This is a genomic window from Frankiales bacterium, from assembly GCA_016125335.1.
Taxonomy (GTDB): Bacteria; Actinomycetota; Actinomycetes; order S36-B12; family CAIYMF01; genus Longivirga.
In genome coordinates this window covers 86,045-102,177 of sequence record WGLY01000010.1, presented here as the reverse complement: position 1 = coordinate 102,177, position 16,133 = coordinate 86,045, and the positions used below count along the sequence as shown (strand labels likewise).

Sequence of the window (16,133 nt, the reverse complement as noted above, 5' to 3'; positions counted from 1 at the left end):
TTCCCCGCGCGCAGGGCCTCGGCGCCGCCGCGCTGGGCGCGCAGTGCCTTGCCGGCCGCTTCGATCGCGTCGAACACGGCGTCGATCACGGGAGCCTGGTGGGTGACGCCGAGGAACGCCATGCCGTCGCCGATCGGCTGCCGGTACACGTCCCGCGTCGCGACGGCCTTGTGGGCGCGGACGGTCGCGTCGGGGTCGTGGCGGGCGATGAGCTTGTCGAGGTGCTTGCGCAGCTCGGACGGTGTGAGGGTGCGGGCCTTCTCCAGCGCCGCAGCCTCGATGGTCGCGAGGACCTCGGGATCGGTAAGGAACCTGGTCTGGTCCACGAGGACCGCGCAGTGCCGTTCGGTGATCTCCCCCGCAGCCAGCGCGGCACGGAACGAGGGGAAGATCTCCTTGAGCGCTCGGGCGCGGTCGATCTCCTTGGACGCGGCGTAGACGCTGTTGTGGGTGGCGTAGGCGACTTCCTGCTCGGCCGCTGCGTCCGCGTACGTCGCGTGCGCGGACGTCGAGTCCGGGCACGCCTTGGCCGCGAACGCCGCCTCCGCCGCGAGGCGCATCGACGCCAGACGGGCTTCGAGCCGCGCGGTGACCGCGATGAAGTCGATCAGCTCGGCCGGCTCGGTGATCGCCTCGACGTCGATCCGGTTGAGCAGCAGCGCGTCGGTGGCCTGCACGGGACGGTCGAGGACGTGGGCCAGCACGCTCGGCTGCCCGGTCAGCCAGTCCAGCGGACCGACGGCCGCCTTGCCCATCTCGAGGTAGATCTCCCAGTGCGAACCTGCGGGGCCGGTGGTGTCCGGGTCGTCGACGGCGGTCATCGGGCACCTCCCACGGAGCCGGCTGGGGTTCGAACGAATGTAGGAATGCTACCCGAGGCCACCGACAGGCACAACCCGAATCCCCAGCAATCCCAAGGGATTTCGCCGCTCAACTGTCCACAGGGTGTGGACACCACCGCTCGGTCCTCGGCCGCCGGCACGTCGCTGCCGCGGCCCTGGGGTCAACCCGAGGACGAGCCCGAAGACCGGCCCGAATCCCGGTACCGGGGCGAGCGGTGTCGCTACGCCGAGGGTCGCGGGCCCGGCACACCCACGGGGACGAGCACAGGGCGAGGACGGCGCCCCAGGACGGACGACAGACAGGGAAGCGAGGAACGTCAGGACAGGTACGAGCCGAGACCGATCGAGGCCGACGCGGAGCGCGTCGAGAGCACGATGCGTCCCGGGTGCAGGGCGAACGCCACGGACGACGGCACGATCACCAGGCCGAGCGTGGCGCGCCGGCCGATCGAGGCCTGCACCAGGGTGGTCACCTTCGTGCCGTGCGTCGCCGAGGCGTACTTCACCGACGTCGTGACCGCCGAGCGCCGGCCGGAGCCGCCGAAGGCGTAGGCGACGTAGGCGAGGGCGCTGCCCCGGTAGATGTTGAAGCGGCCGTTCTTGCCGACTCGCGCGGTGTAGCCGGGGGCCAGGCTGAACACCTGGCTCGTCATCACCGGTCCGTTGCCGGAGTAGGTGTAGTCACGCACCACCATGGCGTGCAGCGACGGGACGACGCCCACGTCGCGACGGTGGTTCACCCGGCTCCAGCCGCCCGACTGCGTGACGGTGAACGACGGGCCGAAGCCCGCGGAGCGCGTCGTGAGGCTCGAGGGGGCCGAGCGCTCCGCCCCTGCCCTGGTGCCGGTGACCATGACGTCGTTCTGGTAGCGCGTGCCCCAGTACTTCTGCCGCGCTGACTGCGACGAGGACGGATAGCCCAGATCGGTCACGAGCGGCCGGCCGGCCGGCCACCACGTCACCGACGTGGCGTCGCGCTGCCCGTGGTAGTTGCGGGCGGGGCCGAACCGGATCGTGTAGTAGTCGCCGCCGAAGCTGCGGTCGGGCCGGCCGAACACGTACCCCGCGTCGTAGACGGCGACGGCCGGCGGGGCCGTGCCGCGCGTGCCGCCGCTCTGCGCCCAGGCGAAGGACTGGTCGCCGGGGATGACGTCGTAGCGCGCCTTCTGCGTGGCGGTGTCGCCCAGCTGCTCGAGCGTGCCGGCCGGCGTGGTGCCGGCCGTGAGGAACGACGCGAGCAGACCCAGCCGGTCGCCGAGGCTCGCCGGCTCGCTGACGCCGCAGTCCGCGTAGCGCGTCAGCACCCGCTCCCACAGGGAGAGGTTGTAGTTGGCGTAGCCGAGGGACTGCTCGATGGTGGCGCCCTGCGCGTCGATGTTGGTGCGGGCGGCCTTGGCCAGCGCGGACTCGGCGGCGGTCAGCCAGTCCTGACGACCGGTCGTGCACCCGGCGGTGAGCACCGGGAGCATGTCCTCGACGGTCTGGTTCCAGGCGAGCCCGCGCTGGTGCGCGAGGACGTCGGAGATCTCCGCCGACAGCCGCGACGACAGCCACGAGCGGGTGCTGCCGTTGAGGAGCTTGTCCTCCTCGGCCAGGCAGGCGAAGACGAGCGCGCGGTGGCCGTCGCTGGTGCGACGGGCCGCGGCCTGGATGCTCGAGCCCATGGGCACCGAGACGTCGTAGTCGCGCAGGATGACGAGGGCCTTCTCGAGGAACGCCCGGCGCTCGGTCATGGTCGGCACGTGCGAGTCCACGCCCATGCGGCCGTTGGCCTTGTTGTAGTAGTCCTGAAGCCACTTGAGCGACATGAACCAGGCGCGCCAGGTGCTGCTGCGGTAGGGGTCCGCGCTCCACGCGACGTGGCCGCGGGTGATGAGGTGCACCGCGGTCCGCCCGGCCACGCTGACGTAGCCGGCGTCGAGCCGCCGCCACGGGTTGGCCGCGGAGAACCCGCTCCAGTCGCTGCCCGAGCACACCTGTCCTGGCAGCGGCGCGTCGGCCGCTGCGGGAGGGACCGGGGCGACGACGGGGAGCGCGGCGCAGAGCACGGCGGCCGCGGCCAGGCCGGTGATCCGGGCGCGTATCCGCACCCCTCGGACGTTGGCCACCGGTGTCGCTCCCTGTCTGCTGCGTGAGGCCCGGCGGCGCCGTTCGGGCACGGCGGCGCGCGAGCGTCGAGTACGGACAACGTCGGCCGCGGGCGGACGCGCCTTGAGCCGCCGAACGGCTTGCCGGACGGCCGGGGAACGTCGTCGCCGTCGGCGAGCCTACGTGGTGGAGCGAGCGCTACGGTGAGCGGTGTCCGGTCGGACGGGGGGTCCGACGGGATCGGGGGTCGGCCATGACCGGTGGGCGCAGGTCGCGGCGCGCAGGCGCCGTCGACTCAGGACCACGCGTGACGGCGGTGCGCACGGCTCGGTCCGGGCGACGGCCGCTGCTCGTGGGCGCGGTCATGGCCGGCCCCGTCCTCGCCCTCTGCGCGCCCTCGGCCGCGACCGCCCACGCCGCGACCACCCGGCCGAGCCCGCTCGCTGCCCCGCCTGCCACGAGCGCGCCGCCCGTGGGCGGCCGGGTGGCGCCGTCAGCGGTGTCCCCGGCCAGGTGGTGCTCGTCGCCGCTGGCCGCCGCGAGGAGCTGGGGCAACACCGCGAGCGACCTGGCCGCGGGGCGGGTGCGCATCCTGGGCCGCGCCGCCACGGTCGACCTGCGGCACCTCGACCTCACCACGCCGCCGGCGGCGTTCCGCGAGGACACCCGGGCCATGTGGTGGCGCTCCCTCACCTGGGTGGTGCCGCTGTTCGTCCCGGAGGACCGGGGCGGATCCCGGATCGCCGACCAGCTCGCCCAGGCCGTGCACCGCGTGGCCGACCCGGGGTCGGCCACGGCGTCGGCGCTGGACCGGTCGTACGCCGTCGGGTGGGCGGAGGGGACGAACACCCGCCGGGAGCAGGCCCTCGACTGCCTCGTGGCCGTCACGCGGAGCGCCTCGCTCACCGGGGAGCTGCGCCGCACCGTCGCCGCGAACCTGGACCCTCGTCGCTACTACGGGCCACCGGCCTACCCGGTGCACAACCACGGCACCATGGCGAACCTCGCACTGCTCGACAGCGCGGCGCTGCTCGGGAGCCCCAAGTGGGCCGCCACGGCGGTCTCGCGGCTGAGGGCCGAGCTGCCCGGCGCCTTCTCCCCAGCCGGTTTCACCGGCGAGCAGTCCACCGCCTACCACGAGTTCAACCGCGTGCTGTGGCAGACCGTGCGCACCCGGCTCGCGGGCGTTCCCGGCGGTTCCGTCGTCGGTCGCGCCGTGGGGTCGATGCTGGTCCGCGCCGCGCGCATGTCCGCGCACCTCACGTCACCGACGGGTGCCCGGATCCCCATCGGCGACGGCTTCGTGTCGACGTCGGCACCCCCGCCGCCGCAGCGGTACCTCGCGGTGACGGACCGGGTGGGCGGCGTCCTCGCCCGGCGGTGGTCCTGGCGGGACCCGGCCACGACGTACTGGACCCAGCGGCTCGGCGACTCCTTCTTCTCGCACGGCCACTACGACTGGGGCTCGGTCACCTGGGGCACGCGCGGCGTCGCCGTGCTCGTCGACCCCGGGGGCAGCGCCAACGACCGCCACGACGCGGTGGCCACCTGGTTGCACAGCCCGTCCGGGCACAACATCGCGGTGCCGCAGTCGGCGCGGCTGGGCACGGGCGGCGCGGTGCTCCGCTCGATCGGGCGGAGCGGGCGGGTCGACACGTCCGTGGTGGACAGCCGGCTCTTCACCACGCGCGGCGTGCGCACCGTACGGGTCGACGACGCCCGCCACCGCCTGGTCATCGTCGACGAGATGGCGGGATCGTTCACCAGCCATGTCCATCTGGACCCGGTGTGGCGGCCCACCTGGCGCACGGCGCGGTCGCTCGGCTTCACCGACGGACGGCACCGGCTCACCGTCTCGGTGTCGCCGGGCTCCTCCGCCCGGATCCTCGTGAGGAGCACCTCGCCGGTCGGCGGCTGGGTGCTGCCTCGGCCGGGGGTGGCGCTGGGCGCGGTCGAGATCCTCGTGCCGAGCCACGACCGGCTGACGACGACGCTCACCGTGACCTGACCGGCGTCGGTCCCGCGTCACGCGCGGCGAAGGTCAGCCGGGTGCAGTCAGGACGAGCAGATGTTCTGGTTCGCCGTCTTGACGGCGGGGCCGGTGGTCGAGCCCGGCGTCGCGATGGTGACCTTCTTGAGCGTCTTCGCCCAGTCCGGCCCCACGGTGACGGTGAGCACGCGGCCGGAGCCGGACAGCGTCGTCGAGGAGATGCCCGTGGAGTAGGACAGCGTGCGCAGGCTCTCGGTGTAGGCCTTGGGCGCGGTGATGCTCGACGTGGTGACCGGGCTGCTCGTGTTGCCCAGGCCCGTCACCACGAAGCCGATCGCCTTGAGCTGCTGGGCGGCCGCGGCCGCCGCGCCGGTGACGCCGGTGCCGTTGAGCACCTTCACCTGGATCGCCGACGGCGCGACCGTGAGCGGCTTGCCGCCCGTGGTCGTGGACGACTTGTCCTTGCCGTACACCGTGTCGTTCTTGATGGCCGACCAGATCTTGTCGGCCTCCTGGGTGTTCCACGACAGGGTGGCGCCGTCCGAGTTCAGGGTCCACGGCACGGTGACGAACGTGACGTTGGACGGGGAGATCGACGACAGGCTCGTGGCGAGCGTGGTCTCGAAGTCCAGCGTGCCCATCTCGGGGTCGGTGGTGAGCGAGTCGGTCACCGCCGAGAGCACGTTGTAGAGCTTCACCGGGTCGGCGAGCATCCCCTTGTTGGTGACGGCGCGCACGATCGAGGACAGGAAGTCCTGCTGCCGGCCGATGCGGCCGATGTCCGAGCCGTCGCCGATGTTGTGGCGCACACGGGCGAACGCGAGGGCCTGGTCGCCGGTCAGCAGGTGCTTGCCGGCGGAGAGGTCGAGGTGGCTCTTGGGGTCGTTGACCGCGGTGGTGAGGCACACCTCGACGCCGCCGAGCGCGTCCACGACCGACTTGAAGCCCTTGAAGTCGACCACGACGTAGTGGTCGATGAAGTCGCCGGTGAGGTACTCGACCGCCTTGATGGCGCACCCGGCGCCGCCCTCGGCGAACGCGGTGTTGATGCGGTCGGGGGAGTGCATCCCGGTGCCCTTGCACAGCGGCCGGGTGACGACGGAGTCGCGCGGGATGCTCACCGCGAGGATGTGCTGCCGGTCCGCCGAGATGTGCACGAGGATCGTCGTGTCGCTGTGGCCGTTGCCGCTCGCCGTGGTGGCGGCGCTGCCATAACCGCTGCCCTGGCCGGTGCGCGTGTCCGTGCCCATCACCAGGATGTTCATGGCCTGGTACTCGGTGGGCGTGCTGCTCGAGGGCGTGGCCTTGGTGGGCCGGTTGGTGCCGAGCTCGCCGGTGACGTCGATGGTCGTGATGTTGCCGGTGAGGTGGTTGAGGCTCATCCAGCCCGCGCCGCAGATCGTGGTGGCGACCACCGTCATGACGCTGGCGACCGCGAGCACCCGGCGCCCGATGTGGGGGCGGCCCGAGGCAGCGCCGTCACCGGGGTCGGGGGAGGTCACCGCGACAGTGTAGGGGTCGCCCGAGGGGGGTCGTGACCGGCGGAGTCGCACACCGGTGCGACGTCCGGGAAGGGCATCGCGTTCCCCTGAGCGGCCTCGCCGACGTCGTTCCCGCCGGCTCACAGGCGCGCGGGGCGTCAGGCTGGGGATCCGCTGTGCGCGGGGCGATCCCGCCTCAGCGCACCACGGCGTCGCACCGCTCGCGCGCGGCCACGTCCTCGAGCGGCCCCGGGGCCCCCGGCACCTCGGGCCGCAGCACCACCGAGCCAGTCACGGCCAGCGGGACGGCGAGCAGGCAGAGCAGCCCCTGCTCGTCGACCGGGCGGGCGCACAGCACCCGGCCGTTCGCCGGCGCCCCGACGGACTCGGCCAGGGCGGCGGCGTCGGCGAGCGCCTCGGCCTGGGTCCAGGTGCGCTCGCCGAGGCGCAGCCAGGGCGAGGACGCCGGCGGCACGTCGTAAGGGGCGAAGCGGTCCGCGTGCATCCGCACCTCGACTGCGGCGTCGAGCACGCCCGCCGGCAGCGGCGACGCGAACGGCATGCCGAGGGGGTGCAGCGCCGTGGCGAGGGTCAACGGCGCGTGCGGTGCGTCCAGCTCGTCCGGGCCGAGGAGCGCGACGTCCACCGCCGGGTCGGCGGGGTCGCCGTCCATCCAGGCGAGCGCGCCGAGCTCCGCGCACGCCGCGAGCCACACCGACGCCTGCCAGTGCAGGGGGAGCCGGAGCACCACCACGGAGCCCTGCCCCACGTCGCCCTCGTCGCGCAGCAGGTTGGCGGTCTTCGCGACGTTGTTCTCGAACGTGCGCACCGACAGCTCGGTGCGGGCGCCGTCCGGACCGAGGTGCGTGACGAAGGGCCGGGCCGGGTCGCCGGCGGCGACGGTGGCGAACGCGGACCGGACGGTGGTGTCGCTCATCAGCCCAACGTAGGGGGTGCCCGTCGCCGAGCGTGTGGGACAGTGGGGCGTGCTCGAAGCGGTCCTCCTCGTCGGCGGCCAGGGGACGCGTCTGCGCCCGCTCACGGTCACCACGCCCAAGCCGATGCTGCCCGTCGCCGGCGTCCCGTGCACCGAGCACCAGATCGCCCGGGCGCGCGAGGCAGGCGTCACCCGGGTGGTGCTCGGCACCTCGTACAAGCCCGAGGTCTTCTCCAGCTACTTCGGCGACGGCTCGCGCTTCGGCGTCGAACTCGTGTACGTCACGGAGGAGATCCCGATGGGCACGGGCGGGGCGATCCGTCACGTGGCGCCCTACCTCGACAGCGGACCGGACGACCCGGTCCTCGTCTTCAACGGCGACATCCTCTCCGGCCACGACATCGCCGGACAGGTCAAGCGCTGGTCCGCCGACGGCGCCGACGTCTCGCTCTACCTCACCCGCGTCGACGACCCGCGCGCCTACGGCCTCGTGCCCACCGACGACGACGGCCGCGTGCAGCAGTTCCTCGAGAAGCCCAGCACGCCCGAGGAGTGCGTCACCGACCAGGTGAACGCCGGCTGCTACGTGTTCCGCCGCTCGCTCATCGACGAGATCCCCACGGGCCGGCCCGTGTCGGTCGAGCGCGAGACGTTCCCCGGGCTGCTCACGTCCGGCGCCCACGTCACCGGGTTCGTCGACGACGGCTACTGGCTCGACCTCGGCACCCCGCTCGCCTTCGTCCGCGGCTCGCGCGACCTCGTCACCGGCCGGGCGCCGAGCCCGGCGCTGCCGGGGCCGGTCGGCGACTTCCTGGTGCGTCCCGGCGCGGAGGTCGAGCCGGACGCGATCCTGCGCGGCGGCACGTGCGTCGGCGCGGGCGCCACCGTCGGCTCGGGGGCCGTCGTCGACGGCTCCTCGCTGTTCGACGGCGCGATGGTCGCCTCCGGCGCCCAGGTGCGCGACTCCGTCATCGGCTCCGGCGCGATCATCGGGGCCGGCGCCCGGCTCGACGGCGTCGTCGTCGGCGACCGCGCCATGATCGGCCCCGGCAACGAGCTGGTCCGCGGGGCCCGGGTGTGGCCCGGAGTGGCCCTCGGCGAGACCGCGGTGCGCTTCTCGTCCGACCGCTGACCCGCCGCCCCGCGCGCCCCGTCCGGGCGGCGTGAGAGCGTCCAGCCATGACCGACGGCATCACCCGCGTGTGGACGCCGTCCTGGCCGGTGAGCCTCGGGCTCACCCTCGGCGGCCTGCGCCGCGGGTCGGGGGACCCGACCTACCAGCGCGACGAGTCCCGCGCCCTGTGGCGCACCATGCGCACCCCGGACGGCCCGGCGACGCAGCGGCTGGCAGTCTCCGCCGGCACCGTCATCTCCACCTCGTGGGGCCCGGGCGCGGCGTGGGCCGCCGAGCGGCTGCCGCGCATGCTCGGCGTCGACGACGACGTCTCGGGCTTCGACCCGTCGCCGCACCCGTTGGTCGCCGAGCAGTGGCGCCGGGTGGGCGCGGGCATGCGCACCCCGGCGGTGGGCTGCGTCGTCGAGCAGCTCGTCGCCGCGGTGCTCGAGCAGCGCGTGACGGGCCTGGAGGCGCGCCGCGCCTGGCGCTGGCTGCTGACCGCCCACGGCGAGCCCGCTCCGGGCCCCGGGCCGGCGGCCCTGCGGGTGTTCCCGGCCCCGGACGTGCTCGCGCGGGTGCCGTCGTGGGAGTGGCACCGCGCCGGCGTCGACGGGTCCCGCGCCGCCACGGTGATGCGGGTCGCCGGGCACGCGGGCCGGCTCGAGGAGTGCGACCTGCTCCCCCTGGCGTCGGCGCACGAGCGGATGCGCGCGCTGCCCGGTGTCGGCGTGTGGACCGCCGCGGAGGTCGCGTCGCGCTCGCTCGGGGATGCCGACGCGGTGAGCTTCGGCGACTTCCACGTGGCCCAGGACGTCGTGTTCGCGCTCACCGGCGAGACCGACGGCACCGACGCCCGCCTGGCCGAGGTGCTGGCCCCGTGGCCGGGCCACCGGGGGCGCGTCGTGCGCCTCGTGGAGCTCACCGGGATCAGTCGGCCGGCACGCGGTCCTCGCTACAGCCCCAAGGATTTCCGGCGCATGTGAGAGGGAGCGCTCCCACGGCGCACAGGCCGAACCGGCGACGTAAGCGATGTCATCTCCGGAGTCCGACCGATCGCTCTCCCGGGGGTGCCATCCCCCCGGATCCGGGGTTACCGTTCTGTGACACAAGCCCTTCGCGACTTCCCCCCGCGACGAAGGAGGCGACCGTGACGACCCCGGACCACCAGCACGCCTTCTACGGTCACGACGACCCGCGCTGGCTGATCTGCGCCTGCGGCCAGTACGCGGTGCGCGCCCGCACCGACCATGGTCAGCCGGTGATCCGGCTCATCGACCCGCCCCAGCCGGTGTTCCGGCCGCGCCCCGCGCCGGCGCTGCGCGTCGTCGAGGCGCCCGCGGTCGTCGAGGTGGCCGACGTCACCGCCGGCCCGGCCGCCGACGTCGACGTCGCGGCGCGGCGCGAGCCGCAGCCGGCCTGACCCGTCGCCGCCGCGCCCGTCACAGGGCCTGCGCGACCAGTTCATCGAGGCTGCGCGACACCACGCCCGACACGTCGCCGATCTGCGCGAGCTGCACGAGCGTGCCGCCGTTGTCGCGCGGGTGGACGAAGACCTCCGACCAGACACCCTCGATGTCGTGGCTCAGGCCGAAGTGGGCCACGCCGTGGGCGTCGAGCACCGCGACGGCGGCGTCGATGTCGTCGACCGCGAAGGTGATGTGGTGCGGCCCGCCCCGGCCGCCGGTCGCTTGGAAGAAGCGGTCGAAGAACGTCGAGCCGGGCGTGGGCGCCATGAGCTCGATCCGGCCCTCGCCGAGCCGGAACACGGCGGTGACCGCGCCGATCGGCAGCACCTCGCCGTAGACGAACTGGCCGCCGAGCACGTCGCGGTAGAACGCCACCAGCGGGGCGAGCGACGGCCCGGCCACGGCCGTGTGGTCGTAGCGCGCGCCGGCGTGCGCGAGCGCTCCGGTCGTCGTGGGGTCCATGGCTCCTCCTCGGTGCGCCGCGGGTGGCGCGGTCATACGTGCCGCAGGTGGTCGTCGACGTCGCGCACGGGGCGCGGGGCGGGCTCCGCCGCGGGACGCCCCACCGCCACCGCGCCGAGCGGCTGCCAGCTGGCGGGCAGGCCGAGCTCGGCCCGCACGACGTCGGGGCAGAACACCGTGCTCGAGATCCAGGCGGAGCCCAGTCCCTCGGCCGCGAGCGCCACGAGCAGGTTCTCGACCGCCGCGCCGCCCGCCACGAGGAACAGGTCGCGCTCGTAGCCGCGCCGCGCCTCGTCGGGGTAGTCGTGCGCCGCACCCTCGAGCTCGAGGAAGGGCAGCACCACCGCCGGGGCGGTCCGCAGGACGTCGCCGCGGCGGAGGCGGCGCTCGACCGACGCGTCGTCGTACCCGTCGAGGCGACGCAGGTCGTCCTCCCACCGACGGCTCATCGCGTCGAGCAGCCGCGCGCGGGTGGCGTCGGTGAGGACGAGGAAGCGCCAGGGCGCCGTGTGGTGCGGGCTCGGTGCCGTGATGGCGGCGGCGACCGCCGCGCGCAGCGACGCGTCGTCGACCGGCTCCGCGGTGAAGGAGCGGACGGTGCGACGCGAGAGCACGGCGTCGCGGCGGCCCTCGGCGAGGGCCTCCGACGTGCCCAGCCGGAACATGTCGTCGCCGGACGGGCGCACCAGCGCCCGGGCCCCCGGGCCGTCGTGGTCCACGACGTACGCCGACATGCCGCGCACCACCGCCACGGGGAGCCCGGATGCCTTGCCGCACACCAGGTCCACGGCGGACGCGATCTCGTCGGCGACCGCGGTGATCGTCATCTCGAGCGGAACCCCGAACGTGTCCGGCCGGCCGCGGTGGTCGTCGAGCACGGCCAGCCCGGCGGCGCCGACGGCGACGTCGGTGAGCCCCTCGCGCCACGGGCGCCCGAAGGTGTCGGTGACGACGACGGCCACGCGGGCGCCGGTCGCCGCGGCCAGCGCGGCGCGCAGCCCGCGCGCGCTGGCGTCGGGGTCCTCCGGCAGCAGCAGCACCGTGCCCGGCGGTGTGTTCGACGCGTCGACACCCGCCGCGGCCATCACGAAGCCGTGCGCCGTCTCCACGATCCGGGTGAGGCCGCGCGGCGTCCGCCGGGTGGCCACCACCCGCACCGTCTCGGCCGTGATGGCGTCCTCGCGCGACTCGGCGCGCACCACGCGCCCCTCGGCCTTGCTCACCACCTTGCTCGTCACCGCGACGACGTCGCCGTCGCGCAGGCCGGTCGTGCCGTCGGGCCAGGCGACGTCGGCCAGCAGGGGGACCAGCATCGCCGCGAGGTCGTCGCCGGGCGCCACCTCCGGCACCCCGGGCACGGGCACCACCACGACGGGTGCCGTCATCGGCGCACGTCCTGCGCGAGGTCGAGGGCGGCCGCGGCCATGGCGGCAGTGGCGGCGAGGTCGGTCATGAGAAGGGGCGCCGCACGCGCCGCGATCCCGGTGCCCGCGAGCTCGTCGACCGCGCCGTCGTCGTCGGGGGAGTGCACCAGCCAGCCGTCGAGCAGGCCGCCGGCGTCCGAGCCGTCCTCCGCGGTGCGGGCGCCGTAGTGGCGGGCCACCGCGGCAGCCGTGGTCTCGACGCCGATCGCGGACAGGCACGCGTCGGCCATCCCGCGCACCGGTGCCCCGCCGACGATCGGCGAGAGCCCGACGACGGGCGCCGACGTGGTGCGCACGGCGTCGCGCACGCCGGGCACCTGGAGGATGGTGCCGAGCGACACGACCGGGTTGGACGGCGAGAGCAGCACGACGTCGGTGTCCGAGATCGCCTCGAGCACACCGGGTGCCGGCGTCGCGGACTCGAGCCCGACGAGCACGAACTCGCGCGCGGGCAGCGCGGCGCGGTGGCGGATCCACCACTCCTGGAAGTGCAGGGCGCGACGCGTGCCCGGCTCGTCGCCGTCCACGACGACGTGGGTCTCGAGGCGGTCGTCGCTCATGGGCAGCAGGCGCACGCCGGGGCGCCACCGGTCGCACAGGGCCGCGGTGACGGCGGAGAGGGGGTAGCCCGCGGCGAGCATCTGGCTGCGCACGAGGTGCGTCGCGGTGTCGCGGTCGCCGAGCCCGAACCACGTGGGCTCGACGCCGTAGGCCGCAAGCTCCTCCTTGACGGTGAACGTCTCGTCCTCGCGGCCCCAGCCGCGCTCCTCGCTGATGCCGCCGCCGAGGGTGTACATCACGCTGTCGAGGTCCGGGCACACCTGGAGCCCGAACAGCCGGATGTCGTCGCCGGTGTTGCCGACGACGGTCACCTCCGAGCCGGGCGCGCTCGCGTCGAGGTGGCGCAGCAGGCCGCGCAGGAAGCGTGCGCCGCCGATGCCGCCCGCGAGGACCGTGATCCGCATGCGGCGATCCTGTCACCCGCGCTCCCCGCCCCGGGGAGAGCCCGACGTAGGGTCGATGCCGTGACCGATGCAGCGGGACCGACAGCCGGCGAGGTCGCGCGCGCGCTGTCGCGCGCGACCCGAGGCGTGGCCCTCGACCTCGACGAGGCCACCGCCCTCCTGCACGCCCGGGGGGACGACCTCGAACGGCTGCTCGGGCTCGCCGCGGCCGTGCGCGACCGGGGGCTCGAGGGTGCCGGCCGCCCCGGCGTCATCACCTACAGCCGCAAGGTGTTCGTGCCGCTCACCCGGTTGTGCCGCGACCGGTGCCACTACTGCACGTTCGCCACGGACCCGGCGTCGCTGCGGCGGTCCGGCCACGGGATGTTCCTCACCCCCGACGAGGTGCTCGACATCGCCCGGCAGGGGGCGGCGCTGGGGTGCAAGGAGGCGCTGTTCACGCTGGGGGACCGGCCCGAGGAGCGCTGGCCGGCCGCGCGCGAGTGGCTCGACGCCCACGGCTACGACGACACGCTCTCCTACGTGCGCGCCATGGCCGTGCGGGTGCTCGAGGAGACCGGGCTGCTCCCGCACCTCAACCCGGGGGTCATGACCTGGGAGGAGCTGCGCCGGCTGCGGCCCGTGGCGCCCAGCATGGGCCTGATGCTCGAGACGTCCTCGCGCCGGCTGTTCGAGACGCCGGGGCTGCCGCACCACGGCAGCCCGGACAAGGACCCGGACGTGCGGCTGCGCGTGATCGAGGACGCCGGCCGCCAGGCCGTGCCCTTCACCACCGGGATCCTGGTCGGCATCGGCGAGACGCCGCGCGAGCGGGTCGAGTCGGTGCTCGCCCTGCGCCGTGCCGCCCGTGAGCACGGGCACGTGCAGGAGGTGATCGTCCAGAACTTCCGGGCCAAGCCGGACACCGCGATGCGCGACGACGACGACCTCCCGCTCGACGACTACCTCGCCACGATCGCGGTCGCCCGGCTGCTGCTCGGCCCGCGCATGCGGGTGCAGGCACCGCCCAACCTGAGCGAGCCGCACGAGATCCCGCTGCTGCTGCGCGCCGGCGTCGACGACTGGGGCGGCGTCTCACCGCTCACGCCGGACCACGTCAACCCCGAGCGTCCGTGGCCGCACCTCGACGACCTCGCCCGTGCGACCGCCGACGCGGGGTTCGTCCTGCGCGAGCGGCTCACCGCGCACCCCGAGTACGTCCTGCGGCCCGACCCGTGGATCGACCCGCGCGTGCGGCCGCACGTGGCCGCGCTCGCCGCCGCGGACGGCCTCGCCGAGGAGGGCCGTCAGCCCCAGGGCTCGCCGTGGCAGGAGCCGGACCCGGGCTACACCGCGTTCGCCGCCGCCAACGCCGGCGGCCGCACCGACCTGCACGCGTCCATCGACGAGACCGGTCGCTCGGCCGACCGACGCGGCGACTTCGACTCCGTCTACGGCGACTGGGGCGAGGTGGGCGAGCGCGCCCGCCGGATCGCCTCGCGGGTCGCCGCGGGCGCGCCGGAGCGGCTCGACGACGACGTCCGCGCCGGGCTGTCGCTGGCCGCGGACGACCCCGCGGCGCTGGCGCGTCCGGACCGCGCGCACCTCGCCGTCGCGCTCATGGCGTGCGACGGCCCGGCGCTCGACGTGCTCGCCGGCATCGCCGACGACGTGCGCCGCGACACGGTCGGCGACGACGTCACCTTCGTGGTGAACCGCAACATCAACTTCACCAACGTCTGCTACACCGGCTGCCGCTTCTGCGCCTTCGCGCAGCGGCGCACCGACGCCGACGCCTACACGCTCTCCCTCGCCGAGGTGGGCGACCGCGTCGCGGAGGCGTGGGACGTCGGTGCCACCGAGGTGTGCATGCAGGGCGGCATCCACCCGGACCTGCCGGGCACGGCGTACTTCGACCTCGCCCGCGAGGTGAAGCGCCGCGCGCCCGCGATCCACCTGCACGCCTTCTCGCCGATGGAGGTCGTCAACGGCGCGGCCCGCAGCGGTCTCAGCGTGCGCGAGTGGCTCGAGGAGGCGCGGGCCGCCGGCCTCGACTCCATCCCCGGCACCGCGGCCGAGATCCTCGACGACGACGTCCGCTGGGTGCTCACCAAGGGCAAGCTGCCGACGGCGGCGTGGATCGACGTCGTCACCACGGCGCACGAGCTCGGCATCCGGTCCAGCTCGACGATGATGTACGGCCACGTCGACACGCCTGCCCACTGGGTCGCGCACCTCGCGCTGCTGCGCACGATCCAGGAGCGCACCGGCGGCTTCACCGAATTCGTCGGCCTGCCGTTCATCCACCACAACGCGCCCGTCTACCTCGCCGGCGTCGCGCGGCCGGGCTCGACCGCGCGTGACGACCGGGCCGTGCACGCCATGGCGCGGCTGATGCTGCACGGCGCCATCGACAACGTGCAGTGCTCGTGGGTGAAGCTCGGCGTCGACGGCACACGCGCCCTGCTGCACGGGGGCGCCAACGATCTCGGCGGCACGCTGATGGAGGAGACCATCAGCCGCATGGCCGGGTCGCAGCACGGGTCGCGCAAGAGCGTGGCCGAGCTCGAGGAGCTCGCCCGTGCGGCCGGGCGCGTGCCGCGGCAGCGGACCACGACGTACGGGACGGTGCCGCCGGAGCGGCTCGCGGCGGCCCGGCGCGTGCACCTCGACCTCGAGGCCGTGGCCGCGCCCTGAGACCGGATGTCACGCTGCGTCACCGGAGGGGGTCGTCGCCCCCGCACCCCGCGCCCGGGCGCGTCGCGCCCGTGGCCCGGCGTCGGGCACCTGCGATCGCGGAACCCGCACGGCCCCAAGGCGCCGTGACCGGACGCCCGGAGACGGGTCCACCGTTCGAGGGGTTGACTCGACGCACTTACACGCGTGTAATTCACCCCGTGCCGTTCACGCAGTGTGGGGGACACCACGCAGGGCGCCGAGTGCCGCGTGGCACGAGGGCCCGGGTCGAGGAGGTAACGCGGTGAGCAACAGCACTGCCACCGTCCTGCCGTTGACCGACGCCGAGGAGCTCGGCTGGCAGGAGCGCGCCCTGTGCGCGCAGACCGACCCCGAGGCCTTCTTCCCGGAGAAGGGCGGATCGACCCGCGAGGCCAAGCGGGTCTGCACGACCTGCGAGGTCCGTGTCGAGTGCCTCGAGTACGCGCTCGAGCACGACGAGCGCTTCGGCATCTGGGGCGGCCTGTCCGAGCGCGAGCGCCGTCGTCTCAAGAAGGCCGCGGTCTAGCGGCGGTCCGCCGTTCCGGCGCCGCGCGGCGTCGTCGAGGGCACAGGTCCGTCACAGTGTCCTGAGTGTTCTCACGCCGTCGTGCTCAGGCCCGGTGACAGCCGCCGGGGCACCGCCACGCGTCGCATAGGGTTCGTC

13 protein-coding genes are annotated in these 16,133 nt (G+C 74.5%); 6 read left to right on the top strand and 7 right to left on the bottom strand.

The genetic code is table 11. The annotated features are described in order from the left end of the window. Both GC157_06535 and GC157_06530 read right to left on the bottom strand, forming a co-directional pair. On the bottom strand, nt 1-821 hold an 821-nt coding region (locus tag GC157_06535), incomplete at its 3' end, for a DUF222 domain-containing protein (protein ID MBI1377121.1). Between the two features lie 338 nt (nt 822-1,159). Beyond that, entirely contained in the window at nt 1,160-2,932 is a 1,773-nt protein-coding gene (locus tag GC157_06530) for a hypothetical protein (GenBank protein MBI1377120.1), read from the bottom strand. A gap of 305 nt (nt 2,933-3,237) precedes the next feature. Here GC157_06530 and GC157_06525 point away from each other — a divergent pair, with 305 nt between their 5' ends. After that, complete coding sequence (locus GC157_06525) at nt 3,238-4,938, top strand: hypothetical protein (protein MBI1377119.1); 1,701 nt, start codon at nt 3,238-3,240, stop codon at nt 4,936-4,938. A gap of 47 nt (nt 4,939-4,985) precedes the next feature. On the opposite strand, the gene GC157_06520 is transcribed toward GC157_06525, so the two are convergent. Both GC157_06520 and GC157_06515 read right to left on the bottom strand, forming a co-directional pair. Continuing rightward, nucleotides 4,986-6,422 carry a LytR family transcriptional regulator gene (locus tag GC157_06520; protein ID MBI1377118.1) on the bottom strand — a complete coding sequence of 479 codons (1,437 nt, stop codon included), beginning with the start codon at nt 6,420-6,422 and terminating at the stop codon, nt 4,986-4,988. Nucleotides 6,423-6,597: 175 nt separating this feature from the next. Next, nucleotides 6,598-7,338 (bottom strand): TIGR03089 family protein, encoded by a 741-nt coding sequence (locus tag GC157_06515; protein ID MBI1377117.1) that lies wholly within the window; start codon nt 7,336-7,338, stop codon nt 6,598-6,600. A gap of 49 nt (nt 7,339-7,387) precedes the next feature. Between GC157_06515 and GC157_06510 the strand changes: the two genes are divergently transcribed. From GC157_06510 to GC157_06500, 3 genes are all read left to right on the top strand, one after another. Beyond that, nucleotides 7,388-8,470 (top strand): NTP transferase domain-containing protein, encoded by a 1,083-nt coding sequence (locus tag GC157_06510; protein MBI1377116.1) that lies wholly within the window; start codon nt 7,388-7,390, stop codon nt 8,468-8,470. Nucleotides 8,471-8,517: 47 nt separating this feature from the next. Further along, the gene (locus tag GC157_06505) at nt 8,518-9,438 is read left to right on the top strand and encodes a DNA-3-methyladenine glycosylase 2 family protein (protein MBI1377115.1); all 921 of its coding nucleotides are present in this window, start codon (nt 8,518-8,520) and stop codon (nt 9,436-9,438) included. A 164-nt stretch (nt 9,439-9,602) separates the two neighbouring features. Then, on the top strand, nt 9,603-9,875 hold the full coding sequence (locus GC157_06500) for a hypothetical protein (protein ID MBI1377114.1): 273 nt from the start codon (nt 9,603-9,605) through the stop codon (nt 9,873-9,875). Nucleotides 9,876-9,894: 19 nt separating this feature from the next. Here the strand turns inward: GC157_06500 and GC157_06495 are convergent, their stop codons facing one another. From GC157_06495 to GC157_06485, 3 genes are read right to left on the bottom strand one after another with little or no spacing between them, the layout of a single operon-like run. Beyond that, a complete protein-coding gene (locus tag GC157_06495) occupies nt 9,895-10,419 on the bottom strand; it encodes a hypothetical protein (GenBank protein MBI1377113.1) in 525 nt (174 codons plus the stop codon). Then, the gene (locus GC157_06490) at nt 10,416-11,768 is read right to left on the bottom strand and encodes a coenzyme F420-0:L-glutamate ligase (protein ID MBI1377112.1); all 1,353 of its coding nucleotides are present in this window, start codon (nt 11,766-11,768) and stop codon (nt 10,416-10,418) included. Before GC157_06490 ends, GC157_06495 begins: the two co-directional genes overlap by 4 nt. Continuing rightward, on the bottom strand, nt 11,765-12,772 hold the full coding sequence (locus GC157_06485; GenBank protein MBI1377111.1) for a 2-phospho-L-lactate transferase: 1,008 nt from the start codon (nt 12,770-12,772) through the stop codon (nt 11,765-11,767). Before GC157_06485 ends, GC157_06490 begins: the two co-directional genes overlap by 4 nt. A gap of 60 nt (nt 12,773-12,832) precedes the next feature. Between GC157_06485 and GC157_06480 the strand changes: the two genes are divergently transcribed. Further along, nucleotides 12,833-15,448 carry a 7,8-didemethyl-8-hydroxy-5-deazariboflavin synthase gene (locus GC157_06480; GenBank protein ID MBI1377110.1) on the top strand — a complete coding sequence of 872 codons (2,616 nt, stop codon included), beginning with the start codon at nt 12,833-12,835 and terminating at the stop codon, nt 15,446-15,448. 307 nt (nt 15,449-15,755) lie between these two features. Beyond that, the gene (locus tag GC157_06475) at nt 15,756-15,995 is read left to right on the top strand and encodes a WhiB family transcriptional regulator (GenBank protein MBI1377109.1); all 240 of its coding nucleotides are present in this window, start codon (nt 15,756-15,758) and stop codon (nt 15,993-15,995) included. Nucleotides 15,996-16,133 lie beyond the last annotated feature (138 nt).

Bases quoted from the DNA above. Each gene is read 5' to 3' on its own strand.
- GC157_06515 (MBI1377117.1), bottom strand. From the start codon at position 7,338: ATGAGCGACACCACCGTCCGGTCCGCGTTCGCCACCGTCGCCGCCGGC.
- GC157_06505 (MBI1377115.1), top strand. From the start codon at position 8,518: ATGACCGACGGCATCACCCGCGTGTGGACGCCGTCCTGGCCGGTGAGC.
- GC157_06495 (MBI1377113.1), bottom strand. From the start codon at position 10,419: ATGACCGCGCCACCCGCGGCGCACCGAGGAGGAGCCATGGACCCCACG.
- GC157_06490 (MBI1377112.1), bottom strand. From the start codon at position 11,768: ATGACGGCACCCGTCGTGGTGGTGCCCGTGCCCGGGGTGCCGGAGGTG.
- GC157_06485 (MBI1377111.1), bottom strand. From the start codon at position 12,772: ATGCGGATCACGGTCCTCGCGGGCGGCATCGGCGGCGCACGCTTCCTG.